This is a genomic window from Micromonospora parathelypteridis, from assembly GCF_014201145.1.
Classification (GTDB): domain Bacteria; phylum Actinomycetota; class Actinomycetes; order Mycobacteriales; family Micromonosporaceae; genus Micromonospora; species Micromonospora parathelypteridis.
Window position 1 is genome coordinate 729,893 of record NZ_JACHDP010000001.1, and the last position, 23,659, is coordinate 753,551.

At 69.3% G+C, this 23,659-nt stretch carries 20 protein-coding genes; 10 read left to right on the forward strand and 10 right to left on the reverse strand.

Features of this window, described 5'->3' with window-relative positions:
• Positions 1-52 precede the first annotated feature (52 nt).
• Positions 53-817, reverse strand: a complete 765-nt coding sequence (locus HNR20_RS03045; RefSeq protein WP_184176288.1) for a TetR/AcrR family transcriptional regulator — start codon at positions 815-817, stop codon at positions 53-55.
• Between the two features lie 108 nt (positions 818-925).
• On the opposite strand from HNR20_RS03045, the gene HNR20_RS03050 reads away from it, so the two are divergent.
• Positions 926-2,125 carry a DUF418 domain-containing protein gene (locus tag HNR20_RS03050; RefSeq protein ID WP_184176290.1) on the forward strand — a complete coding sequence of 400 codons (1,200 nt, stop codon included), beginning with the start codon at positions 926-928 and terminating at the stop codon, positions 2,123-2,125.
• A 107-nt stretch (positions 2,126-2,232) separates the two neighbouring features.
• On the opposite strand, the gene HNR20_RS03055 is transcribed toward HNR20_RS03050, so the two are convergent.
• Positions 2,233-3,489 (reverse strand): cellulose-binding domain-containing protein, encoded by a 1,257-nt coding sequence (locus tag HNR20_RS03055; protein WP_184176293.1) that lies wholly within the window; start codon positions 3,487-3,489, stop codon positions 2,233-2,235.
• Between the two features lie 374 nt (positions 3,490-3,863).
• On the opposite strand from HNR20_RS03055, the gene HNR20_RS03060 reads away from it, so the two are divergent.
• From HNR20_RS03060 to HNR20_RS03070, 3 genes are all read left to right on the forward strand, one after another.
• A complete protein-coding gene (locus HNR20_RS03060) occupies positions 3,864-4,709 on the forward strand; it encodes a metallophosphoesterase family protein (RefSeq protein ID WP_184176295.1) in 846 nt (281 codons plus the stop codon).
• Entirely contained in the window at positions 4,706-5,365 is a 660-nt protein-coding gene (locus HNR20_RS03065) for a 4'-phosphopantetheinyl transferase family protein (protein ID WP_184176297.1), read from the forward strand. Before HNR20_RS03060 ends, HNR20_RS03065 begins: the two co-directional genes overlap by 4 nt.
• A gap of 702 nt (positions 5,366-6,067) precedes the next feature.
• Positions 6,068-8,797, forward strand: a complete 2,730-nt coding sequence (locus HNR20_RS03070; protein ID WP_184176299.1) for a helix-turn-helix transcriptional regulator — start codon at positions 6,068-6,070, stop codon at positions 8,795-8,797.
• A gap of 58 nt (positions 8,798-8,855) precedes the next feature.
• Here the strand turns inward: HNR20_RS03070 and HNR20_RS03075 are convergent, their stop codons facing one another.
• Positions 8,856-9,611, reverse strand: a complete 756-nt coding sequence (locus tag HNR20_RS03075) for an ABC transporter permease (RefSeq protein WP_221309678.1) — start codon at positions 9,609-9,611, stop codon at positions 8,856-8,858.
• Positions 9,608-10,570 carry an ATP-binding cassette domain-containing protein gene (locus HNR20_RS03080; protein WP_184176301.1) on the reverse strand — a complete coding sequence of 321 codons (963 nt, stop codon included), beginning with the start codon at positions 10,568-10,570 and terminating at the stop codon, positions 9,608-9,610. Before HNR20_RS03080 ends, HNR20_RS03075 begins: the two co-directional genes overlap by 4 nt.
• 182 nt (positions 10,571-10,752) lie before the next feature.
• Here HNR20_RS03080 and HNR20_RS03085 point away from each other — a divergent pair, with 182 nt between their 5' ends.
• Entirely contained in the window at positions 10,753-11,430 is a 678-nt protein-coding gene (locus HNR20_RS03085) for a response regulator transcription factor (protein WP_184176303.1), read from the forward strand.
• A 16-nt stretch (positions 11,431-11,446) separates the two neighbouring features.
• Here the strand turns inward: HNR20_RS03085 and HNR20_RS03090 are convergent, their stop codons facing one another.
• Positions 11,447-12,541, reverse strand: a complete 1,095-nt coding sequence (locus HNR20_RS03090; RefSeq protein WP_184176305.1) for a sensor histidine kinase — start codon at positions 12,539-12,541, stop codon at positions 11,447-11,449.
• A 343-nt stretch (positions 12,542-12,884) separates the two neighbouring features.
• On the opposite strand from HNR20_RS03090, the gene HNR20_RS03095 reads away from it, so the two are divergent.
• Together HNR20_RS03095 and HNR20_RS03100 are read left to right on the forward strand one after the other, a co-directional pair.
• Entirely contained in the window at positions 12,885-14,300 is a 1,416-nt protein-coding gene (locus HNR20_RS03095; protein WP_184176307.1) for a class I adenylate-forming enzyme family protein, read from the forward strand.
• Positions 14,297-15,118: a carbon-nitrogen hydrolase family protein gene (locus HNR20_RS03100; RefSeq protein WP_184176309.1), complete on the forward strand. Its 822-nt coding sequence runs from the start codon at positions 14,297-14,299 to the stop codon at positions 15,116-15,118. The genes HNR20_RS03095 and HNR20_RS03100 overlap by 4 nt, the downstream gene beginning before the upstream one ends.
• On the opposite strand, the gene HNR20_RS03105 is transcribed toward HNR20_RS03100, so the two are convergent.
• Complete coding sequence (locus HNR20_RS03105) at positions 15,073-15,711, reverse strand: TetR/AcrR family transcriptional regulator (protein ID WP_184176311.1); 639 nt, start codon at positions 15,709-15,711, stop codon at positions 15,073-15,075. The two genes, HNR20_RS03100 and HNR20_RS03105, sit on opposite strands and share 46 nt — an antisense overlap.
• A gap of 71 nt (positions 15,712-15,782) precedes the next feature.
• Here HNR20_RS03105 and HNR20_RS03110 point away from each other — a divergent pair, with 71 nt between their 5' ends.
• Entirely contained in the window at positions 15,783-16,256 is a 474-nt protein-coding gene (locus HNR20_RS03110; protein WP_184176313.1) for a DUF1453 domain-containing protein, read from the forward strand.
• 85 nt (positions 16,257-16,341) lie between these two features.
• On the opposite strand, the gene HNR20_RS03115 is transcribed toward HNR20_RS03110, so the two are convergent.
• Both HNR20_RS03115 and HNR20_RS03120 read right to left on the reverse strand, forming a co-directional pair.
• Positions 16,342-16,773 carry a cold-shock protein gene (locus tag HNR20_RS03115; RefSeq protein ID WP_184176316.1) on the reverse strand — a complete coding sequence of 144 codons (432 nt, stop codon included), beginning with the start codon at positions 16,771-16,773 and terminating at the stop codon, positions 16,342-16,344.
• 113 nt (positions 16,774-16,886) lie between these two features.
• The gene (locus HNR20_RS03120; RefSeq protein ID WP_184176318.1) at positions 16,887-17,132 is read right to left on the reverse strand and encodes a DUF5988 family protein; all 246 of its coding nucleotides are present in this window, start codon (positions 17,130-17,132) and stop codon (positions 16,887-16,889) included.
• Positions 17,133-17,889: 757 nt separating this feature from the next.
• Here HNR20_RS03120 and HNR20_RS03125 point away from each other — a divergent pair.
• The gene (locus tag HNR20_RS03125; protein ID WP_184176320.1) at positions 17,890-18,711 is read left to right on the forward strand and encodes a thioesterase II family protein; all 822 of its coding nucleotides are present in this window, start codon (positions 17,890-17,892) and stop codon (positions 18,709-18,711) included.
• A gap of 40 nt (positions 18,712-18,751) precedes the next feature.
• The gene (locus tag HNR20_RS03130) at positions 18,752-21,571 is read left to right on the forward strand and encodes a helix-turn-helix transcriptional regulator (protein WP_184176322.1); all 2,820 of its coding nucleotides are present in this window, start codon (positions 18,752-18,754) and stop codon (positions 21,569-21,571) included.
• A gap of 127 nt (positions 21,572-21,698) precedes the next feature.
• On the opposite strand, the gene HNR20_RS32600 is transcribed toward HNR20_RS03130, so the two are convergent.
• Both HNR20_RS32600 and HNR20_RS03140 read right to left on the reverse strand, forming a co-directional pair.
• Entirely contained in the window at positions 21,699-22,889 is a 1,191-nt protein-coding gene (locus tag HNR20_RS32600; RefSeq protein WP_184176324.1) for a glycosyltransferase, read from the reverse strand.
• 183 nt (positions 22,890-23,072) lie between these two features.
• On the reverse strand, positions 23,073-23,621 hold the full coding sequence (locus tag HNR20_RS03140) for a CcdC protein domain-containing protein (RefSeq protein WP_184176326.1): 549 nt from the start codon (positions 23,619-23,621) through the stop codon (positions 23,073-23,075).
• Positions 23,622-23,659: the final 38 nt, after the last annotated feature.

Genomic DNA, 23,659 nt, shown 5'->3' on the forward strand with positions numbered 1-23,659 from the left:
GCTGCTCGGCATCAGCCGCGCTCGGCTCGCACGAAAGACACCCGGCTCCGGCTCACGCCTTCGCGGTCGGACGTCCAACCCGGACGGCGACGCCGTCGAGGATCAGGTCCAGTCCGAGCGTGAAGTCCGCGTCGGCGATCGTCGCGTCAGGAGTGTCCGACGGCGGCGCCTCGAACAGCGTCGAGGAGAACAGCCGGGCAGTCTCGGGGAAGCGCTCGGGCTCGACGAGCCGTACCAGCGCGCGGCCGTAGTCGCGCTCGGCGTCGGCCTGTCCCTGGCCTTCGGCCCTGCCCTCGGCGAGGTCGCTGTACTGCCGGACCGACTGCGTGACGTAGCCGCTGATCAGCGACAGGACGCCAATCTTGTGCGCCCAGTCGAGGCGGGTGCCGGACAGCACCGCCAGCCCCGTCTCCATCCAGGCGATCTGGTTCGGCCCGGACGGCGGCCCGGAGGTGGGCACGCGCGTCATCCACGGCCGACGGTGGAGCACCGCGCGATGCGCGAAGGCCCAGCTGCGCAGCCCGTGACGCCAGTCGTCAATGGGGATGCTCGGCGGCCCGCCCAGGGCGGCGTCGGCCATCAGTTCGAGCAGTTCGTCCTTGGATCCGACGTACCGGTAGAGCGACATCCCGGTGACGCCGAGGTTCTTGGCGACCTTGGGAAGGGTCACCCCACCGAGCCCGTCGCGGTCGGCGATCTCCACCGACGCGGTGACGACGCGGTTGACGTCGAGGCCCGCCGGCCGCCCGAGGCGCGAAGTCTCCGACCTGCCCCACAGCCTGCGCAGCCGAGCCGGGATGAAGTCCTCGCTGGTCATGGCCCCCTCGTTCGCCTTCACGGAAACAGGCACCATCATGTCAGACCGCATTAGTTTGCCTGTGATACTTTCTCGGACATACTAATGCAGGCTTCGGGGAGGACGACCATGAGCATTGACACGGCACCACGGCGGACATCGAGAGGGCCGGTCCTGCGCGCCGAACGCGCCCTCGCGCCGGATCTGACCCGGGGAGCGATGCTGCTGATCATCGCCCTGGCCAACGTCGCCGGGGTCGTCTTCGCCGGCGAGCCCGGCCTGGATGCCACACCGGTCGGCCTCGACCGCGGCCTCAACTTCCTGCTCTTCGAGCTCGTGCACGCACGCGGCTACCCGGTCTTCGCCGTGATGTTCGGCTACGGACTGGTTCAGCTCGCCCGGCGCCAGGACGCCGCCGGCGCCACGCCCCGGCAGGTCCGCTCGGTGCTGCTGCGCCGCAACCTCTGGCTCGTCGCCTTCGGGTTCGCCCACGCCGCGCTGCTGTACTACGGCGACTTCCTCGGCGCGTACGGCATCGTCGGGGTCGTGATGACCGTCCTGCTGCTGCGCCGCGGCGAGAAACTCCACCGGATCGTCCTGGTGCTCTGGGCGCTGATGGCGGTCGAGGTCCTGATCCTCGGCGCCATCGTGGCGAGCAGCATGGCGGGCTCAGGCGGATCAGCACCGCTGCCGGCGGGCCACGTCGACTCACTCGCCGCGTCCGACTACCTGGCCTCCATCGCGGATCGCCTCGGCGAGTGGCCGACGCACACGCTGACCGTCGTTCCCTTCATCGTCATCGCCTGGCTGGGCATGTGGGCCGCCCGCCGCCGCGTCCTGGAGGAGCTGACCCGGCACCGGGCCCTGCTCCGGTGGACCGCGGCCCTGGGGCTCGGCATCGCCACCGCCGGGGGTCTGCCGGCCGCTCTGGTCAGCGCCGGATGGCTGCACGTCGACGAACCGACCGCCAACCTGATCCTCATGCTCCACGGTGCCAGCGGCATGTTCGCCGGTCCGGGCTACGCGGCGCTCTTCGGCCTGGTCGCCCTGCGGGTGACCCGGCCCGGTCCCGTCGTCGGTGCGCTCAGCGCCCTGGGCCAACGTTCCCTGTCCGGGTATCTGTTCCAGTCGGTGGCGTGGCTCCTCCTCCTGGCGCCCTTCACGCTCGCCCTGGGTCAGCGCCTCGGCAACCCCACGGTTGCCGGTGTGCTCATCGCGGTCACCATCTGGCTGGTATCCGTGCTGATCGCGAGCCTGCTCCACAGGCGCGGGCAGGCCGGACCGGCCGAGGTCGTCCTACGCCGGCTCACCTACGGGCCTCGAACCTAGGTCTGCGCCGCTACCGCGCAGAGTTGTCCGCGGGAGGCCGTCGACGGTCGAAGATGGTCAAGGGTGTGACACGGCTACCGGGTCACACCCTTGACACATCTACTGGGTCAGCAGCCGATCCGACTGGCCCCGATCGCGACATCGTCGTACCAGAGCGTGTCGGCTCCGGCACCGTAGCTCTCCCAGCCCAGCTTCAGGTCGGCGAGCTGCGGCCGCCAGGTGCGGTTGTACCACTGGCCGTCGATGTCGTGCGTCGGCACACCGTCCGCGGTCAGCCCGGTGATGGCGGTGCCGTCCAGCCAGGTACGGAGCTGACCGCCCGCACCATCCACCATGAACTCCAGACACGACCAGCGGTTGGTGGGCAGCGGCACGCTCTGCGCCACCCCGGCCGGACTCTGCTCGGGCAGGGTCGCGTCGTCGGAGGCGCGGTTCCACTGCACGGCGCCGTTCTGGCCGCCCAACCGCAGGTCCTTGTTGCTGTCGGCCGCGTCGGTCATCGCCATCATCGTGGTGTGATCGGTGGGCTGGGCGGTGGTGTGCCGGACCCAGATCCGGCCGTACCGGACACTGCCCAGGCTGCTGAGGTTCTTCGTGGACCGGATGAAGACGTGGTTGCAGTACCCGGCGGCGCCGTTGATCCGGACCGCCCGGCTGCCACTGTGCGTGGTTGCCGTGTCGATGGTGGCCGTGCCGGCGCCGGAACAGTCCGGGCTCACCACCGTCCAGTCGCCGGACGGCGTCGAGCCGGTCTGGTTCTCGAAGCCGTCGCAGAGCACCGCCCCGGCACACCCGGTCGGAGGCGCCGTGGTCGGCGGCGCCGTGGTCGGAGGCGCCGTGGTCGGCGGCGCCGTGGTCGGAGGCGCCGTGGTCGGCGGCGCGGTGGTCGGCGGCGCAATGGTCGGCGGCGCGGTGGTCGGCGGCGCAATGGTCGGGGTCGGGCCGGCGCCGTTGCACGGTACGCCGTTCAGGCTGAACCCGGTCGGCACGCCGCCGCCGGAGCCGAACGTGCCCTGCACGCCGAACTCGGTCGAGCCGCCGGCCGGGACGCTGCCGTTGTACGACATGTTGCGAGCGGTCACCGTCGATCCGGACTGGGTGACCGTGGCGTTCCAGCCGCTGGTGACCCGCTCGTCCCCGGCGTACGTCCAGGTGACTGTCCAGTTGGAGACGGCGGTGTCGCCGGGAGCGACCTTGATGCTGGCGGTGAACCCGCCGGGCCACTGGTTGGGCGTGTAGTCGACCCGGCAGCCCTGGGCGGCCGCAGCCGGGCCGGTGAGCAGGGCTGTTCCGGTCGCGGTCACGGCGGCCAGCGCGGCGACGACCGCGAGGGTCGAGGCGGGGCGGGCACGGAGAATCGTCATGGAGGGTCCTTCTGCCATCGAGCTGGGACGGAGGCGGCGCGGCGGCGCGCCACAGCGACTGGTCGGTGCGTACGACCGACGTGCCCGGCTCGGGGTGGACCTGTCAGCCGCCGACGGCCCGGTAGCCCGGACCTCGGCGGCGCCCATCCTCAATCTATTGACGAATACCTATCCAATCAAGCGCCGACGCTCCGGGGATGAGACCGGGAAAGCGGGCAGCCCTCGGCGGTGGCGACCCGGAGGACGCCCTTCTCCTGCACGGCAGCGGGCACGAGAGACTCGGCGCCTGGGGCGGCGGTCTCACCCCCTTGAGCACCCCTGACTGCGGTAGGGGTGTATGGACCCGGGCCGGATCGCTCGTTACGGTGATCACCATGAGTGGCACTCTCTTCGCCGTCAGCGACCTGCACGTGTCGTACCCGGAAAATCGCCAGGTCACCGACGCGCTGCGGCCGGAGTCCGACGAGGACTGGCTTCTCGTCGCGGGCGACGTCGGCGAGATATTCGACGAGGTCGTCGAGGTGCTGCGGATGCTCAGCCGGCGGTTTGCCAAGGTGATCTGGGCGCCCGGCAATCACGAGCTGTGGACCCACCCGCAGGATCCGGTACGGCTGCGGGGCGACGACCGTTACCGCGCGCTCGTCGAGGCCAGCCGTGAGTTGGGCGTACTGACGCCCGAGGATGACTACGCGGTCTGGCCGGGCGAAGGCGGTCCCCTCTTGATCGCGCCACTGTTCCTCCTCTACGACTACTCGTTTCGGGCGCCGGGCACCAGGAACAAGAGCGAGTCGCTGCAGTACGCGTACGACACAGGGGTGGTGTGCAGCGACGAGGTGTTGTTGCACCCGGATCCCTACCCGAGTCGCGAGGCGTGGTGCCGGGCCCGGGTCGCCGAGACCGAACGGCGGCTCGGAGCCGTCGATCCGGCCCTGCATACCGTGCTGGTCAGTCACTGGCCGCTGATCCGGCGACCGACCGAGGTGCTGCGCTACCCCGAGTTCGCCCAATGGTGCGGCACCGAGCTGACCGCGGACTGGCACGTGCGGTTCCGTGCTGAGCTGGCGGTCTACGGCCATCTCCACATTCCCCGGAGCACCGTCCACGATGGCGTACGATTCGAGGAGGTGTCGCTGGGCTACCCGCGGGAGTGGCGGCCCCGGCGTGGTGACACTCCCCGCGCCCTGCGCGCCGTCCTGGACGTCCCGGCGGGCGTACGGTGATTGAGAACCTGCTCCCGGCGGGCACCAGCGTCTCCGAAACCTTCCGCGATCTCGACGACGAGGCGGTGTTTCCGGGTGAGGAGGCCGCCGTCGCCCAGGCGGTCGAGTCCCGCCGGCGAGAGTTCGTCACCGCCCGCCGCTGCGCGCGCGAGGCGCTGGCCGGGCTGGGCGTCGCGCCGACGCCGATCGTGCCCGGTCCCCGGCGCGAGCCGACCTGGCCGACCGGCGTGGTCGGCAGCATCACCCACTGCGCCGGCTACCGCGGCGCTGCCGTCGCGGCCCGCACCAGCCTTGCCAGCCTGGGTATCGACGCAGAACCGCATGCGGCCCTACCGACGGGGGTCCTCGATGCGGTCACACTGCCGGCCGAACGGCGGCGCTTGGCCGAGCTGACCGAGCGGCTTCCCGCCACCTGCTGGGACCGGCTGCTGTTCAGCGCGAAGGAGTCGGTCTACAAGGCCTGGTATCCGCTGACGCACCGGATGCTGGGTTTCGACGAGGCCGAGCTGACCGTGGATGCGGCGGCCGGAGTCTTCACCGCGCGTCTGCTGGTGCCGGGCACACGTGTCGACGGCGCGCTGGCGCTGACCGGCTTCACCGGGCGCTGGTTGATCAAGGACGACCTGATCCTCACCGCGGTAACGGTCGAAGCCTGAGCAGCGCTCGAGCGATTGCCCACCTGTCGGCGCAGAAGCGACAGCGGTAAATCTGCCGCGTGCCGGCACCGCCACGCAACGCCCCGGACAAGACGCAGAGAACACTGCCTGTCTGAAACGTTGCCAGCGCATCGGACTGCGCCATTGGGACAAGGCAGCTCCCCAGTCGACAGCCATGACGCGCCTATTTTAATTGACGAGTAAAATTTCCACGTGCACGACTTCTCCGCGCCTACGTGAGGAAGCTTCGCGGCGCGACGGCACTACGACGACCCGGCACCGACGGTCGAAGCGGGCAGACAATCCGCGAGGCAGGCATTTTCCCCGTTTCTGACCATTCCGAGCAGTTCGGAAAGCATGCCAATTCCGGCCACTGTGGGCGCAGGGTTCGGACGGCGCAGCCGTCCGACACTCAGTCGCCCGTGGCAACGCAACCGGCATGACCACCCAAAACGGGCCATCCGACTTAGGGCACCGCCCCGTATTTCAATGGTCTAGGAAATTCAAGCAGGTCCGCTATGGACGCAATGCCCGTGTCATCCCCGGCCGGCTGAGATCAGCTGAGTATTCGCGTAGCATGTTGCCCGTTGCTCGCGATTCATCAACCCCCAAGGAGGCGCGTTGGACAAATTGACAATCCTCTAAGCGCGATGATATGGCACAGCATTTGAACGGGGGCATCTGGTGTTAGACGCGCACGTCTTGGTAGAAAGACAAGAACCTGTTCGGATTCTCCGCGAACGGCTGGCGGCAGCCCTGCAGGGTCAGGGCGGTCTGGTCACCGTGGCCGGTCCGGCTGGCAGCGGCAGGACCACACTCCTGGCCGATCTCTGCTCCACCGCCGCACAGTCCGGCGCAACTGTTCTCTACGCCGCCAGCTCGACGAGCGAGCGCGACCTTCCGCTCGGCGTTCTGGGCCAGTTGCTGAGCGAGGCCGCGCTGGCGGCCCCTGGCACAGAGCAGGCAGCCCGTCGGTGGTCCACCGGTCGTGACGGCGGCGGACCTGCCGCCTTGCAGAGGTCGTCGGCCGATGACCTCTGCGCGCTCCTGCTCGACCTCGCCACTCGGACGCCGCTGCTCATCTGCGTCGACGACGCCCGCCAGACGGATGATGCGTCGCTGCTCTGCCTGGCGACACTCGCTCAGCGCATCGGTGGCAGCCGCGTCCTGCTCGTGGTCGCGGATCTGCCGGACGACAGCAGCTCGCACCCGGCTACGCCACTGCGGCGGGCGGGGGGTCGCCACATCGAGTTGGAGGTGCTCTCCCGGTTCGGAGTGAGCGAGATCGTCGCCCGGCGCACGGGTCGGTCAGACGACGCCCTCAGCGCTCGCTGCCACGCCATCAGCGGTGGCAACCCGGCACTGGTGCACGCCTTGCTGGACGACTGGGAAGCGCCTACGGCCGGGGACACGGAAACGGCATCCCGCGCCGCACTCGGTTACGGCGACTTCTTCCGCCAGGCGGTACGCAGCTGTCTCGGCCGCTACGACGACGGGGTCGTCGGCGTGGCCCGGGCTGCGGCCGTGCTGGGCGATTCCAGCTCGGCGGAGCTCGTCACCGCCCTGCTCGGCCTGAACCCGACGCGGGTCGGGCAGCTCCTCGGGCAGCTGAACCGCACCGGGCTGGCGCGCCAGGACAAGCCGTGTCACACCGCCGTGCGCGACGCCATCCTCGACGACGCCGCCCCCGCGGAGATCGGCTGGTTCAACCGGCAGACCGCACGGCTCCTGCATGCCCGTGGTGCCACAGCCGAGCGCGTCGCCCGACACCTGCTGGCCGCCGACGACCCCGGTCACGACTGGATGATCGACACCTTGTGCCAGGCCGCCGACGAGGCGGTCTCCGATGACGCCGGCTTCGCGCATCGCTGCCTTGAGCTGGCTCGCAAGCACGGCGCCGACTGTCGTCGGCTCGCCGACGTGCTGGTCCGACTGACCGGCGTCGAGTGGCAGCTCCCGTCGTTCAGCATGGCGCGCAGCTCAGCCAATGTGCGCGGCGCGCTGGCGGAGATCCGCGCCGGCGGAGAACACACTCCGGCCCTGTTGCGCTACCTGCTGAGGCAGGGATCCTTCGCCGACGTTGCGGAGGCCGTGACCGTCGTCGGCGAGAACGCCGACGTCATCCGCCCGGCCGATCTGCAGGAGCTTCGCCTGCTCGTCTCGGTCTCCTACCCCACGCTGGTCGACCACCTCGGCTATCCCGACCAGATCGGCCCGAACGAAGAGCGCACCGGTGCGGCGATCCTGCACCGCGTGCTGACCCAACAGGCTGACGAGCACGACCTCGCGGCGGCGGACCGCATATTGCTGGCGGCGCAGCCCACCTCGGACTCCTTCGACCAGGTCGAGTCCGCCCTGCTCGCACTCATCTACGCCGACGAGCTCGGCCGTGCCGCAGCCGCCTGCGAGGTCGTGATGGACCGAGCCGCGCGGGTCGGCAGCGCGGCGTGGCGGGCCCGGCTCGCTGCCCTGCACGCCGAGACGACACTGCGCAAGGGCGATCTCGCCGCCACGACCGCTCAGGCTCAACTCGCGCTGGCCCACCTTCCGGAGGAAGCCTGGGGCGTCGCGGTAGGTGGCCCGCTGTCGTGCCTGCTGCTGACGGCCACCATGGACGGGGACCTGGCGGCGGCGGTCGAGTACGCCGCCCTGCCGGTGCCCGACGACATCTTCCGGACCCGGTTCGGCCTGCACTACCTGTACGCCCGCGGTGAGTATCACCTGGCCACGAACCGCTCCCAGGCTGCGCTCGCCGACTTCCTCACCTGCGGTGAGCTGATGCGTGGTTGGGGCATCGACTCCCCCAGCCTTGTGCCGTGGCGCACCGCCGCGGCACGAGCGAACCTGCGGCTGGGCAAGTCGGAGCAGGCCCGCTGGCTGGTCGAGGAGCAGAGCTCACGCACCGGGTGGCCGGTCTCCCGCAGCCGCGGCACCCCGCTGCGGCATCGCGCGGCCGTCGCCGACACCGACACCCGCTACCGTTCGGCCCTGCTGCACCAGGCGTTCGATGAGTTGATCGACGGCAGGGACAGAGCCGAGTCTGGTCGGGCGCTGGCCGGGCTCGGCCACGCGTACCAGACGCTGGGTGAGCACCGGCGGGCCCGGACCATGCCGCGGCGCGCCGACCGGCTGACCGAGGCGCAGCGGGTGACGCCGATGCTCGCCCGGCTCGCGGCGACGTCCGCCGAATCCGGCTCGGCGGGTGGCGACGCGGACGGTGCCTACCTCGGCGACACGCCGGTGCTCAGCGACGCCGAACGGCGGGTGGCCACCCTGGCGGCGGCCGGCCTGACCAACCGCGAGATCGCCGTCAAGCTCTACATCACGATGAGCACTGTCGAACAACACCTGACCCGGGTTTACCGGAAGTTGAAGCTGACCGGCCGCGACGCCCTGCCGGTCGGGCTCGACCGGCTGACCGCCATTGCCTGAAGGCCGGGCCGTCCGCTGCTTGTCTCCGCAGCGGACGGCCCGCGTCACGTCCGTCGGGTCAGGTCTGCTCGCGGGCCATCGCCCGCAGCCCCCAGAAGGCACACGCCGCGCCCAGCCCGATGGTCACGGCCAGCCCGATCAGCGTCTCGTCGGCGGCGTAGCGCTGGGTCGTGATGGCCCGCAGAGCGTCGACCACGTAGGTCAGCGGATTGATCCGCGACAGGGTGTGCAGCCAGCCGGGTGCGCTCTCCATCGGCAGCAGCACACCCGACAGCAGCATCAACGGCAGCAGCAGCATGCTCAGCAGCGGCGCGAAGCGATTCTCCTCGCGGATCCACAGCGCCAACGCGTACGACGCCGAACTGAGCCCCGCACCGAGCACCGCCACCAGGGCAAGGGCCAGCCCCATCGCCGCCAGCGAGGTGTGGAAGCCGAACAGGACGGCCACCACCAACAGCAGCACACCCTGCAACATCAACTGCGCCACATCGCTGAGCACCCGGCCCAGCAGCAGCGCCGTGCGGCTGACCGGGGCGACCCACAACCGCTCCATCACGCCGTTGCGCAGCTCCGGAGTCAGCGAGAAACCCGCGTACGCAGCGCCAAAGACGGTGAGCTGCATCAGCATGCCGGGCACGAACCACTGCCAGGAGTCACCGCCCAGGCTGCTCTTGAGCAGCGGGCCGAAGAGGACGAGGTAGATCAGCGGCCCAGACAGCCCCACGAAGACCGCGATGGGGCTGCGGTACCAGGGCCGGGCGCTTCGGAGCAGGATCAGTGCGGTCTGCCGCGCGAGTTGCATGACCATCCTCATGACGGCACCGGGGCCGCGTCGGCCTCTCGCAGGCTGCGCCCGGTGAGGGTGAGAAAGACGTCGTCCAGGGTGGGTCGCTGGATCTGGACCGACAGAACGTTGTTGCCGTACGACTCGAGCACGCGCATCAGCTCCGGCACGACGGCGTCGCCACCCGGCACCCGGAACCGCAGGTGTGGGCCGTCAACAGTCACGTCCTGCACGTCCGGAATGCGGGCCGCGGCGGCTGCCGCCGCTGGCGGATCGATCGTGGCGAGCGTGACCAGGTCACCGGAGATACCGGCCTTGAGACCGTCCGGAGTGCCCTCCGAGATGATGCGGCCGTCGTCGATGATCAGAATTCGCTCGCACAGTGCGTCGACCTCGTCGAGGTAGTGGGTGGTGAGGAAGATGGTGCAGCCGTGCTCGTCGCGCAGAGAGCGAATGTGCTGCCAGAGGTTGTTGCGGCTCTGCGGGTCGAGGGCCGTCGAGGGCTCGTCGAGGAACACCAGTCCTGGCCTGTGCAGGACGCCCATGACGATGTCGAGGCGCCGTCGTTGTCCACCCGAGAGGGTCCCCACCAGGCGGTCGGCCAAGGCCTCCAGCTCGTACCGGGCCAACAACTCGTCGACTCGGAGCAGGGCCGCAGCGGGCCGAAGCCCGTACAGGCGGGCCTGGATCACAAGCTCCTCACGCACCCGCTGACCGGTGCCCGCGCCGTTGCCCTGGCCCACGTAGCCGATCCGCAACCGTACCCCGCCGGGATCCGAGAGCAGGTCGCAGCCCGCGATGACGGCCTCACCCGCGGTGGGGCGCAGAAGGGTGGCGAGCATCCGCAGCGTCGTGCTCTTGCCAGCGCCGTTCGGCCCCAGGAAGCCCACCATCTCGCCCTCGGCGACGTCGATGTCGACGCCGCGCACCGCCGGTACCGCCGTGCGTCGCGCCTTGAAGGTCTTCGCGAGGCCTCGCACTTTGATCATCAATGCACCTCGTCTGAAAGCGGCTGCCGGCGAGCTCGTCGGACAAACCGTAGGAAGGCACCACTCGGGCCGACAACCCCTAGCCGCCCCAGCGAGGGCGGCACCGCAGGCGGCCCGACGGACCTGATCCGGCGGTTATCCTGGCACCCCCGTGCCCGGCATCCAGGACCCCGAGGAATTCCGTGAAGGAACACCAGACTCCCGTCATCAGGCTGGCCATCGTCGACGATCAGCAGACCGTGCGGGAAGGGCTCGTGGCACTCGCGGAGCTGCTCGACGGGGTCGAGGTGGTCGGCGAGGCGACCGACGGCCAGCAGGCCGTGCAACTCGTCCAGCAGACGTCACCCGACGTGGTGCTGATGGACCTGCGGATGCCGGTCATGGACGGCATCGCGGCGACTCGCGCGATCGTCGAGGCGTACCCCGACGTGGCGGTGCTCCTGCTCTCCACATTCGCCGACGACGCCCTGATCACCGAGGCACTACGGGCCGGAGCGCGGGGTTACCTGACGAAGAACGCCGGCCGGCACGAGATCCTGACGGCGATCCGCTCCGCGATGGCCGGCAACTGGACACTCGACGCCACCGTCTCGCAGTCACTGGTGGCGGCCCTGACCGCACAGCGGGCGCCCGTAGCCGCGGCACCGCAGGACGGACCGCAGCCAGACGGCCTGACCAAGCGGGAGGCACAGGTGCTGCGGCTGGTCGCCCGCGGCCTCAGCAACGCCGAGATCGCCGCGGAGCTGTTCATCAGTGAGGCAACCGTCAAGACCCACCTGAACAACACCTACGCGAAGACCGGGGTCAAGAACCGCGTCGAGGCTGTCCGTTACGTCGTCGGGCACGGCCTCGGCGAGTGAACCGATCAGGTCCGTGTCAGCTCGGCAGGATGGCCTCCACCTGCCAACAACCGTTCGCCTCCGCGCCGGCGGCGAGCGTACCGCCGACCAGCGCGAGCCGCTCGCGCATCCCCACCAGGCCGTAGCCGGGCGCGCGCGGACCGGGCACCCGAACCGCACCGGCGGTGGGACCATTACGGACGCGGAGCCGTACACCGGCGCTCTCGTACGTCAGCGTCATCGCGACGTCCGCACCGGGTGCGTGCCGTGCCGCGTTGGTCAGCGCCTCGCGGGCCACCAGGACCAACGAGGTCGCGACGTCCTGAGTCATCGGGCACGGACTGCCCTGGACCTCGACGGTCACCGCGACCTGATGGTCGTGGCGGTGGGCGGCGGCCATCCCGGCCAGCGCGCTTGGCACTTCCGGGACGTCGCCTCGCAGTACGGCCACCGCCCGGCGCGCCTCCGTGACGCCCTCCCGGGCCAGCTGCTGGCAACGGCGTACCCGCGCCAGGGCAGCATCCACATCGCGCTTCTCCTCAAGCAACGTGTCCACCACCTGCAACTGCACCCCGAGCGCGCCCAGCGAATGCGCCAGGACATCGTGGATCTCCCGGGCGATGCGGGCCCGCTCGGCAAGCGCTGCGGCACGCTGCTCCTCCGTTCGCCGCTGCCGCGTCTCGGCGAGCAACTCCTCCGTCTGGACCAGCCGCAGCAGGTACTGCCGCCGGTTGAGGCCGAGCAGCGCCGCGGTGAGCAGCAGCACCGGATAGGTGACGAGTTGCTGGGCGGGCTGTTGGGTGACGAGCGAGGTCAGCACCGAGATGCCGACGGCCGCGCTCACCACGGCAGTGACGACGCGCGCCGGTGGCTCGGCGAGGGCGGTGAACCGGCCGATCAGAACGCTGGCAAGCACACTGGCGGTGATCTCGTCGGCGTGCCCGAGCGTCGCCGCGGCGAGCAGTGTGCCGATGGCCAGCTCGACCCAGGCGAAGCGCGGGAACCGACGGCCGCTGACCAGGTAGACCAGCCAGCACACCAGGCTCGCCGTATACAACGACCACACCCAGAATCGGCTTTCCGTGCTCGTGCCGAGGGCGGTGAGCAGCACCACGGTGCCGAACAGCTGCATGACCAGCCAGCTGGGCGCGAGGCGGTCGATCAGGTGGGCGGAAGAGCTGCTCCCCGGTCGTCCGCCCTTGCCGTCGCGGCGGCGGCTGGCACCGCTTGGCGGGGCCGGACCTGTTCTCACCACGGCGACAAACCAGGCATCCAGCCACAGTAGCGGACTCGGCTGGACCATTCCGGACCGTCTGTTATCGCGGTCCGGGCAAGGGACACTAGGGGTTACCGGGCATGGCGCGCCGCCCCCACGCTGGTCTCTCGAAGACCGAGAGCACCGCAGACGGGGCCGGCCGCACGCAGCCGTGAGTGCCGGACCGGGCGTGCCGGGCACGAGAGGAAGCTCGCCACCGATGACCGCATCCATCATCAGCCCCGAGTCGGTCCAGACGTTGGAAGCATTCGAACAGGATGCCCTGCGAACCGCCGCAGTCCTGCGCGAACGTGGTGTCGGGCTCGGCGAGCGGGTCATGCTCAAGGCCGGCAACTCGACGGCCTGGCTCGGTACGCTGCTTGGGCTCATGCACGCTGGCGCCTCGATCGTCCTGGTCGATCAGCGTGAGCACGTCGAGACGACCACCCGGATTGCCCAGCGCGCCGGGGTCAAGGCGGTACTGGTCGACGACGACGCGCCGATCGACCCCGACCTGCAACCGGTCACCCTCACCGAACTGCTGATGGCCACGGCGGGCCGGCCGGTCCACGACCGGCGCCTCGACATCGACGCCTGGGGCGATCTGGATGACGGCCTGATCATGTGGACGTCCGGTTCGACCGGCGCGCCAAAGGGCGCGGTGAAGTCAGGTCGCAAGTTCCTGCGCAACCTGGAGCGCAACGCCGACCAGGTGGGTCACCACTCCGACGACGTCCTGCTGCCCCTCCTGCCGTTCTCCCACCAGTACGGCCTGTCCATGGTCCTGATCGCCTGGTTGCGCAGGTGTTCCCTGGTGGTGGCGCCGTATCGGCGGCTGGATCGCTCTCTGCTGCTGGCCGGCATCTCCGGCAGCACCGTCATCGACGCCACACCGGCGAGCTACCGCAGCATGCTCAACATCGTGCACCGCAACCCGAAGCTGCGCTCCTGTCTCGACTCGGTGCGGATGTTCTGCGTCGGCGCCGCCCCGCTCGACAGCAACCTCGTCGATCGGTACGTGGCCGAGTTCAACCTGCCGCTGCTGGACAGCTACGGCAGCACCGAGCTGGGCAACATCTCGTTTGCCACCCTGGACAACCCGGTGGCCTGCGGCAAGGCGATGGAGGGCATTCGGCTGCGGGTGACCGACGACGATGGGCGAGAGGTCGCTCCGGGCGAGGCCGGGGAGATCGAGGTCGACACCCCGGACGCGATGGAGGGGCACCTGAGCGAGGGCGGTGCCCTGGTCCCGCTCCCGAGCGGCTGGCAGTCGACCGGCGACCTCGGTCACCTCGACCAGCACGGCAACCTCACCGTCCTCGGCCGCAAGCTTGCCGTCCACCGGATGGGCTACACGCTGTATCCCGAATTGATCGAGCGCAAGGCCGCCGCCGCCGGGTGTTCGGTGCGGGTGGTGGCGCTGGAGGACGAACGCCTCGACGCCCGGCTGGTCTTCGTCGTCGAGGACGAGCAGGAGCGTGACCCGTCCTACTGGTGGGGTCGGCTGACCGAAGCGCTGCCGCAGTTCGAGCGCCCGAACCGGGTGCTGGTCGTCGGCGAGTTCCCGCTCAACCGCAATGGCAAGCCGGACAAGCAGCAGATGGCGCAGCTCGCCCGGGCCGATGCGAAACCATGACCAGGATCGCCTGTTGGCAGGCCGGATGCACGCCCGGCGGGGTTGCGGACTTCCTGCGCCGACTTGAGGTCGCGGCCCGGCAGGCAGCGGCCGACGGGGCTCGGCTGCTGGTGGCGCCGGAGATGTCGCTCGCCGGCTATCCGTTGCGGCCGGCCACTCTCGCCGAGGCGGCGGAGCCGGTCGACGGGCCGTGGCGGGAGGCCGTGCACGCCATAGCCCGCAGAACCGGCGTCGCCATCGTCTACGGCTGGCCGGAGCGGGACGGCACGACGGTCTACAACTCCGTCGCCCTCGTCACCGCCCAGGGTCGCACCGCGGCGGTCTACCGCAAGACACACCTGTTTGGCGAGATGGACGGAGCCTGGTTCGCCGCCGGTTCGGTTCCGGTCGTGCAGACGTCCCTGGACGGTCTGACCGTGGGCCTGCTCGTCTGCTACGACGTCGAGTTCCCCGAGCTCGTCCGGGCACACGCGTTGGCCGGGACCGAGTTGCTGGTGGTGCCCACCGCGCTCATGGAACCCTGGCAGATCGTCGCCCGCACACTCGTGCCAGCACGTGCCTTCGAGAGCCAGCTGTACATCGCCTACACCAACTGGACCGGCGAGCGGCCGCCGTTGCGCTTCTGCGGAATGACCACGATCGCCGCGCCGGACGGCAGCTCGGTGGTTGCGGCGCCCGATCGGGAGACGTTGCTGACCGGCGAGATCGATCCGGCGGTCATCGCGGCGGCACGCCGCGACACCACCTACCTGGCTGACCTGCGCCAAGATCTCTACTCTGGACCGCGGTCCGAGGCCGCGACCAGCGAGTCCAGGTGATGGTGCAGGACCTCACGCAGCAGATCCGACGTGAAGCGTCGCGGGAACAACGCGGCCTGCAGGCCCAGGCCGTCGAGCAGCGCACGCAGGCGGACGCTCTCCAGCTCCAGGTCGAGGTCGGCGGGCAGGCCGCCGGACGTCTGCGCACCCTGCAGTGTGCGATGAACCAGTTCGTGCAGGGTCTGCTGCATCGCCTCGGCGTGGGTGAGCAGCGGCGGACGAGTCCGGGCCGCCGTGGTGAACGTGTGCCGGAGGACCACCTCGTCGCGCCGTACGTCGTCGAGCGGCAGGAATTCGGCGAGGAGTTCCTCGGTGCGGCGGCGTCGGTCCTCGCGGCTGCCGGTGGACCCGCTGAGCAGGCGCTCGGCGTGCGCCCAGACCCGCTCGCCGACGCGGCGCCCCAGCTCCTGCACCGCGAAGATCATCAGCTCGTCGTGGTCGGTGAAGTAGTGCCGAACCGATCCGACGGCCAGCCCCGCTTCGTCGGCCACGTTGCGCAGCGTGGCCGCTTCCAGGCCGCAGCGTGCGACGACGGCGTGCACGGCGTCGGCCACCGCACGGCGGCGTTGCTGGGGATCGACGATCTTTGGCATCAGGTCTTTATAGCACGACGGTGCCATGATAATTTGACACCGCAATGCCAAAAAACGGGGGAGGTACCGCAGTGAACGGCTGGGTCCTGGCGGCGATCATCGCCATCGCACTGATCGTCATCGTGGTAAAGCGGCTGATCGGCGAGCCGCTGAACGGGCGCGACCTGTGGGCGCCACCGGTGATCCTCACCGCCATCGGCCTCTACACCCTGTTCAAGACCGATGGCCTCCACGCTGTCGACTACGCATGGCTGGTAGGCGGCTCCGCCCTGGGTCTCGCCCTCGGCTATCTGCGCGGCTCGCTCGTCGTGGTCTACGAGAAGCGCGGCTTCCTGTGGCAGCGCTACCGCGGTCGGACCTTCGCGGCCATCGTCGGCACCCTGGTCGTGATGTTCGGCTACAGCCTGCTCGCCGACAAGTTCGGCATGCAGGCAGCCGCCCGTCCGATCCAACTCTCCATCGGCATCAGCTTCATCGGCGAGGCCCTGGCCGTAACCCGCCAGGGCATCGCCATGCGGGTGCCGTTCGCACCCGAACGCCGATGACGACGGCACGGCGCCCATCGCCGAAAAGGGCCACCTCATCGCACCCGGAGGACGCGACGAGGTGGCCCGTAGAACGGCCGCAGGCTCAGCTCTCGACCCAGCCGTGCGATCGGGCGTGGTCGACCAGTGACTGCCGGATCGTGGAGACCTGTGCCGCGGTCAACGTCGGCACCCGCTCGATCAGCAACTCGGTCACCTCGGACGTGAACTCGCGCGGCGACAGGACGTCGCACATCCCGTCGTCATCACCGGCCTGGGCGGTCCGGGTCGGCGCGGCGTCAGGTGCCCGCTCCGGCCGCGGAACCGCGACCGGCTCGAGGATCCGCAAGGACGCCACCTTCAGGCCACGATCGCCGGCCTCCACTTCGTACTCGACACGCATGCCGGGGTGCACGAGATGCCGCTGCTCACCGAAGTCGTTCGCGTGCACGAAGATGTCGTCCCCGCCTCTCGACGGCGCGATGAAGCCGTAACCACGCACCTCGTCGAACCGGATGACCTTACCTACCGACCCCACAGCCACCACCTACTCCACCACTCAACCAGGAACTCGACATTGTCCGCACCACTGCCCGGCAACGATACCGGAATACTCGCAGTGATATCACATCCACCGATCAGCACACCCGGTCATTCCGCGATGCGGGTGCGGCCGCTCCACCGGAAAATAACCGGGGAAACATTACCGGCGCACCGATCGAAATGCTCGTGTCCGCCACAGTACGTAATCTTGATCCGATCCTGCCCGGCGGCTGCGGTCTGGGTGCGCAGATCGGCCGGGAAGTCGGCCGGACCACCCTCGAGCAACGCCTGCACGAAGGTCCCATCCGCGGCATCGAGGACGGGTTCCGAAAACGAATTTGACGTATCACTCATGACGTCCTCCACGTCGAACGACTCATCGGAATGGAAGCCTATTGATGCACCAGGAGCCCGGACACCCTTAACCGCCCCTAGCCGTTGGGCGCACCCACTGCCGTACCGGATGAATCTGGATGAATAGGGGGTCGCGACCAGCGAATAGCGGCAGCCACCGGTGGATGCGGGGCCCGCGGTCACCATGGCGGTCCGGACGGTCTCGACCGCTCGGATCGCTCGGACACCGTTGCGGCAGGCCCGAATCGCGCCCGGGAGCCACCAGTCCGGGGGGCACGCGCACTGCCGCGCGTCCACCTCGTCCGGCGCCAGCCTCCGGCGAAACTCACCACGCGATGGGCTCCCGATCCATCGACACAGGCCGCTGCCCAGCGCGGGACAACGGACGAGATTGCGGACGGGAAAGCAGAGGGAGTCGTGAATGTGATTGACCGGTGGCAACGACGTCATCGATCTGACACAAACACGCTCGACGCTGGTCGACGCGTGCGCGATGCTCCGGCCCGAACACGCCGGGGTTGCATTTGGAAAGCACGGGGACCAGCCGGCCTGGTGTCGACTTCCACAGAGGCGTCGCAACAGTGCGTGAACATTCCCTTACGTCTTTCCCGATGTCGGGCGCAAGCGTCGGGTCACCGGGTCGCCCCACCCCTACCCGGCGGCGAAGTAGGGGTGCTCCCGACCGGGCGGTCCTGCCTATGGTGATCGACGGATAGGTCCCGATGTGTCAGACCAAGGCAGGAGAGCGAGAATCGCAGTGAGTGAGACGCCCGAGGACGATACCTGGGTCCGTTCGTTCCATAATGCCGAGCCCGGCGCGGCGCAGCTGATCTGCCTGCCGCACGCCGGCGGGTCGGCATCGTTCTACTTCCCGATGTCGCGCGCGCTGTCACCGAGGGTCGACGTGCTCGCGGTGCAGTATCCGGGCCGGCAGGACCGCCGGACGGATCCGCGCATCGAGGACATCGGACAGCTGGCCGACCAGATCACGGCCGCGCTGCGCCCGCGGCTGCGGTCCTCGATGGCCCTGTTCGGGCACAGCATGGGGGCGATACTCGCCTTCGAGGTGACCTGCCGGCTGGAGCAGCAGCACGGCATCATTCCGACGCACGTGTTCGTCTCCGGTCGCCGCGCGCCATCCACGCACCGGCACGAGACGGTGCATCTGCGCGACGACGACGGCATCGTCGCCGAGATGCGCGAGCTGAGCGGCACCGACGCGCGGATCCTGGCCGACGAGGAGTTGCTGCGCATGGCGATGCCGGCGATCCGCAGCGACTACACCGCGGTGGAGCGCTATCAGCCCGGTGCCGCAGCAGTGATCAGCGCGCCGATCACGGCGCTGACCGGCGACGCCGATCCGCGGTCGACCCTCGACGAGGTCGCGGCCTGGCGCCGGCACACCACCGGGGAGTTCGCGACGCGCACCTTCGCCGGTGGTCACTTCTTCCTCGCCAACCACCAGGAGGCAATCAACGGGTTGGTGGCCGACCGGCTGGCCAACGACTCCCGCTCAGTCGGGCAAGGGGCGAACAAGCAGGCCAGGACGCCTGTCCAACTGGTAACCGGACCGGAGTAACCGAAACGTCTGTTGTTGTGGTCAGAAAAACGGGGGCACCATGTCAACACCAACGCTCATCGAACGTGACACACAGATCGCCGTACTGGAGAACCTGCTGGTCGGCGCGACGGAGGGCAGCGGCCACATCGCCATGATCAGTGGCGCGGTGGCCAGTGGCAAGTCCGAACTACTGGTGGAGGTGGCGGACCAGGCGGTAGCACGCGGCGCCGTAGTGCTGGACGCCGTAGCCTCCTGCTCCGAACGCAACGTGCGGTTCGGCGTCGTCCGGAAGATCATCGACAGCCTGCCGGTGGCACCCGACATCATGGCGGTGATCCTGCGTCTGCTCGAGGAAGCGACCGAGCCGATGTCCGCCTGCGCGGCGCTCATGGCCTATCTATCGACGACGCTGCTGCACCTCTCCGAGCGACGGCCCGTGGTCATCGCCATCGACGACATACATCGCGCCGACAACGCGTCCAAGCAGTACCTGCTGCACCTCTCCCGGCGGATCAGACGCGCCAGGGTGCTGATATTACTCACCACAAACGTGCGGACCCATCGCGACGAGGCGGACTTCCACTCGGAACTACAGCGTCAGCCGCATTTCACCCGCCTTCGGCTGCGCATGCTCTCGAAGTCCGGCACCACCCGCCTGATAAGCGGCCAACTCGGCGCGCAGACCGCCGCACGGCTGGCCGACGAGGTCCACTCCGCCACCGGCGGCAATCCGCTGCTCGTCCGGGCACTTGTCGAGGACGCCCGCGTCGCAGCGGAACAGACGACGACCGATGCCGAACCTCTGGTCCGAGCAGAGACGTACGTCCACGGTGTGCTCGACTGCCTGCACCGCGGTGAGCCCGACATGCTCAGCGTCGCCCGCGCCATCGCGGCGCTCGGTACGGCGGCCACGCCACTGATGATCAGCAGGCTGCTCGACATGCAACCCCGTGCGGTGGTGCAGGCGCTCGAGGACCTCAACCGGTGCGGACTGATCGACGAGGGACAGTTCCGGGACCCGACAGCACGGGCGGCCGTCCTGGATCACGCACCCGCGGAGGTCCTGTACAGCCTGCGTGACCGGGCGGCCCGGTTGTTGTTCGACTGTGGCGCCCCTCCGACGGACGTTGCCCGGCAACTCGTGCTGCGCGGCCGCGACACCGAGCCGTGGACCGTGCCGGTGCTGTGCAAGGCCGCCGACTACGCGCTCGTCGACGACGACACCGAGTTCGCCCGTCGCTGCCTTGAGCTCGCTTACCGGGTCTGCCCGGACCAGAACGTCCGGGCTGAGATCAACAGCAGGCTCATCCGGGCCACCTGGCGTACGGCCCCGGCGGCCGCCCGCGGCTACCTGTCCCGGCTGACTCCGGCGACCATGCAGGATCAGACCGCCTACCAGAGCCTGCCGATGTCGGTGGCGTACCTGTCCTGGGCCGGACAGGTCGACCGGGCAATCGACATCGTGGCGGAGCTGACCGACGCACCGGAGGCGGCTGGCCCGTCGGCCGTGACCGCGATCAACGCCGCTCAGAACTGGCTCACGGCCTTCATCCCGCACCTGCGCCCCCGCTTCACCCTCCTGACTTCGCAGGACGCGACCCCGGACACCGACAGCGGGACGACGCTCGCCGATACCGCCTCCGGCTCGCAGCACGCGCTGCCGTACCTGCACGCCGCCTCCGCCTACTCCGCCGCGCTGTCCGGTGACGTCGACACGACGCCGGCGGTCGACGAGGCGATCCGCGTACTGCAGCGCTACCACCTCACCGACAACGCGGTCCATCCCCTCGTGTCGGCGCTGTGGGCGCTGATCTACGCCGACCGGCTTGACCTCGCGCTCTCCTGGTGCGAGCGACTGCTCGACGAGTGTTCCAGCCGGGACACGCCGTCCTGGCGGGCGATGCTGACCGTCGTGCGGGCCGAGATCGCCCTGCGGCTGGGGGAACTCGGTGTCGCGGAGAACCATGCCCGCGTCGCACTGAACCAGATGTCCACGCAGAGCTGGGGCCTCGGTATCGCCCAGCCGCTGGCGGTGCTCGTCCAGGCCTATACGGCAATGGGTCGTTACGACGAGGCGATGCGCATGCTGGACCAGTCCGTACCCCCTGCTCTTTCACAGACCACCCCCGGCCTGCATTACCGGCAGGCCCGCGGGCGGTGGTACCTGGCCACTGGCCGGCCGCACGCCGCGCTGGAGACCTTCCTGGCCTGTGGTGAGTCCATGGAGGCCTACGGCATGGACAATCCGCAGGTGGTGCCGTGGCGCATCGACGCCGCCGAGGCGTGGCTCGCCCTCGGCGAGCCGAAGCGGGCCAAGGACCTCGCCGAGGAGCAGCTGCGCCGTTCCGGGCGGGGTCTGCGCGGGCAGCGTGCGGTGCTGCTGCGCATCCTGGGCAGCATCGAGACCGGGCCACGACGGCTGCCGATGCTGCGTGAGGCTGTCGAGATTCTTGAGGACGGCGGCAACCGGTTGCAGCTGGCGCTCGCCCTAGGCGAGCTCGGCCGGTGCCACCAGGCCGAGGGTGACGTCAACCAGGCTCGCATGTTGGTCCGCAAGGCGTGGCATCTGGCCAAGTCCTGCGGCGCCGAACCACTGTGCGAGCAGTTGATCCCCGGTTACTCGGAGAGCGAGGTGACCCCGCCCACCCGGGGGACACTCCCCCGGTCTCCGGAGACCGAGCCGCTGACCGAGGCGGAGGCCCGAGTGGCGGCGCTCGCCGCCGAGGGGCACACCAACCGGGAGATCGCGGCTCAGCTCTTCGTCACGGTGAGCACGGTGGAGCAGCACCTCACGCGGATCTACCGCAAGCTCGACGTCCGGCGCCGGAGGGATCTGCCGACCAAACTCTCGGGCGTCGACTCGCGGGCGGTCGCCTGAGCCGGAGGGGTCGCGCGGGTACGGAGGTCCACCGGCGGAGTGCCCGGATGGCCCTCCGTACCCGCGCTTACGGACCGCGGAAACGGGGGCGCACCGCAGTCCGTGCGAGGCCCAACGGGCCCCACACTCAGTGAGAGTCAACGGTCCGCTCGATCAGGCCGACGACCGCCTCGACGCCGGGCAGTCCGAGCATCTGCCGGTGCGCGCTGCGTATCCCGGCGGTGATCCGATCGTCGTGCAGGACCTGCTTCGCCACGGCGGCAACCCCCTCGGGGGTCACCTCGTTGACGGTACGGCCCAGGTGCCTCTCATCGATCCTGGCCGCGTTGTGGTGCATGTCGCCGAACTGCGGGAGAGAGACCATCGGAATGCCCTGCCGCACCGCTTCCCGCACACTGTTGTAGCCCGCGTGGGTGATGAACAGTTGCGCGCACTGCAGCAGCAGCATCTGCGGGATCCAGTCCATGAGGTGCACGTTGGCGCCGACCGTGACGCCGTCGATCGGAAAGCCCGCCGTGCCGACGACCGCGTGGCAGTCCAGCGCCGACAGCCCGCCGACGATCGCGCGCAGGGTCTCCGCCGGATGGATCATTCCCTCGGGCGGATCGATCCCCATGTCCTGCATGGCCATCACCGTGGGCAGCGAACTGCCCACCGAGGCGACCACCAGGGGCCGGTCACCGGCGAGATCGGCGAGCTCCGCCGGCAGCCCTTCGGCCTCGTTCAGTGACGCCGGCTGCCGGTAGGCAAAGGCCTCCGGCACCGCGTAACGGGCGAAGGAGTACGCGGCCGGCATGCAGTCGACCCGGCCGTAGCGGTACATGGACCAGGGATCGTCCTGAGCGGGAAGCCCAACTTCCGCGCGCCGCTTGTTCAGCAGCGGCAGCAGACCCTCGGGGTCAATGACGTTCGTTGGGCCGGAGGGGCACGACACGTGCGGCACACCGAGCGCCTCGGCGATCAGCACGCCGGTCACCTCGCCACCGTCGCGCAGGATGAGGTCGGGTCGGAACTCGCGGGCCAGTGGGAGAACCGTGTGGAAGGTGCCCGTGATGTGCGGGCCGCCGCCCCAGAGGATCATCTCCATCCGGTTATCGATCACCAGCTCGGGCTGGTTCGGGTCCCGCTCGAAGCGCATCGAGAAGATGGACTGCATCACCTCGGGGATGCTCGGCATGACGGGGTGCAACTGCACCGGCGTCTGGTCGAACACCACGGTCAGCGCGTCCGGGACCGCGACCGCGACCTCGTGCCCGGCCCGCAGCAGGGCCCGGGCGATCGGCAGGACCTCATTCGCGTGCCCCTGGGTACCGGTCACCGTACAGAAAATTCGCATGTGCGCTCCCGACTTCATCGTTGCTCCGTGCCCCAGGACTCGCCTGTCATCCTCTGTCCGGGCGGGGATCCGCAAAACCCCTAGGTGCCCCTGAATTGCAATCCCACGGCGGCCGCGGAATAGCGAGAGAGAACACGCCGGCGGGCCTGGGGCCACGGAACCGCGTCAGACCTCGACGGGTACCTGCGGCGGCTCTGAATTCGCCGCTCGCAATGCTTTGATCCAGCGCGCCGCCACACCGACGGTGCGTACCAGCACCATCGCCATCGCCATCAGCACGAAGAAGGCGGCGACTCCGTCCGGGTCGATCTCGTTCTTCACGATCCACTTACCGAATTCGATGGCGAACGAGTCGACGTTCTCCAGCGACCAGATAAAGATGAGCCGACCCACCAGCACCGTCAGCCAGATCGCCAGGTAGGCCAGGCCGGCCCTGGTGTAGACCTTGCCGTTGCCGCGGTCCGTCTCCACCTTCATCGTCCACAATAGACCAATACCGATGCCGACGCCAATGGCGACGCCGGTGCCTGCGGCGGTCATGTTGGGCGCCGTGAATTCCAGGCTACTCAACATCTCGAAAGCGACGAAGACCACCAGCCCGAGCGGCAGTAGCAATTTGATGACACCGAATCGGTGCCGGCCGACCTGGGTGAATAGGACTATGGCGAGCAGGATGGCGCTCAGCACCACGGCATCACGCATCGCGTCACTCATGAGAAACCTCCTGTCATTTTTTCTCTCCGCCGAGGTTA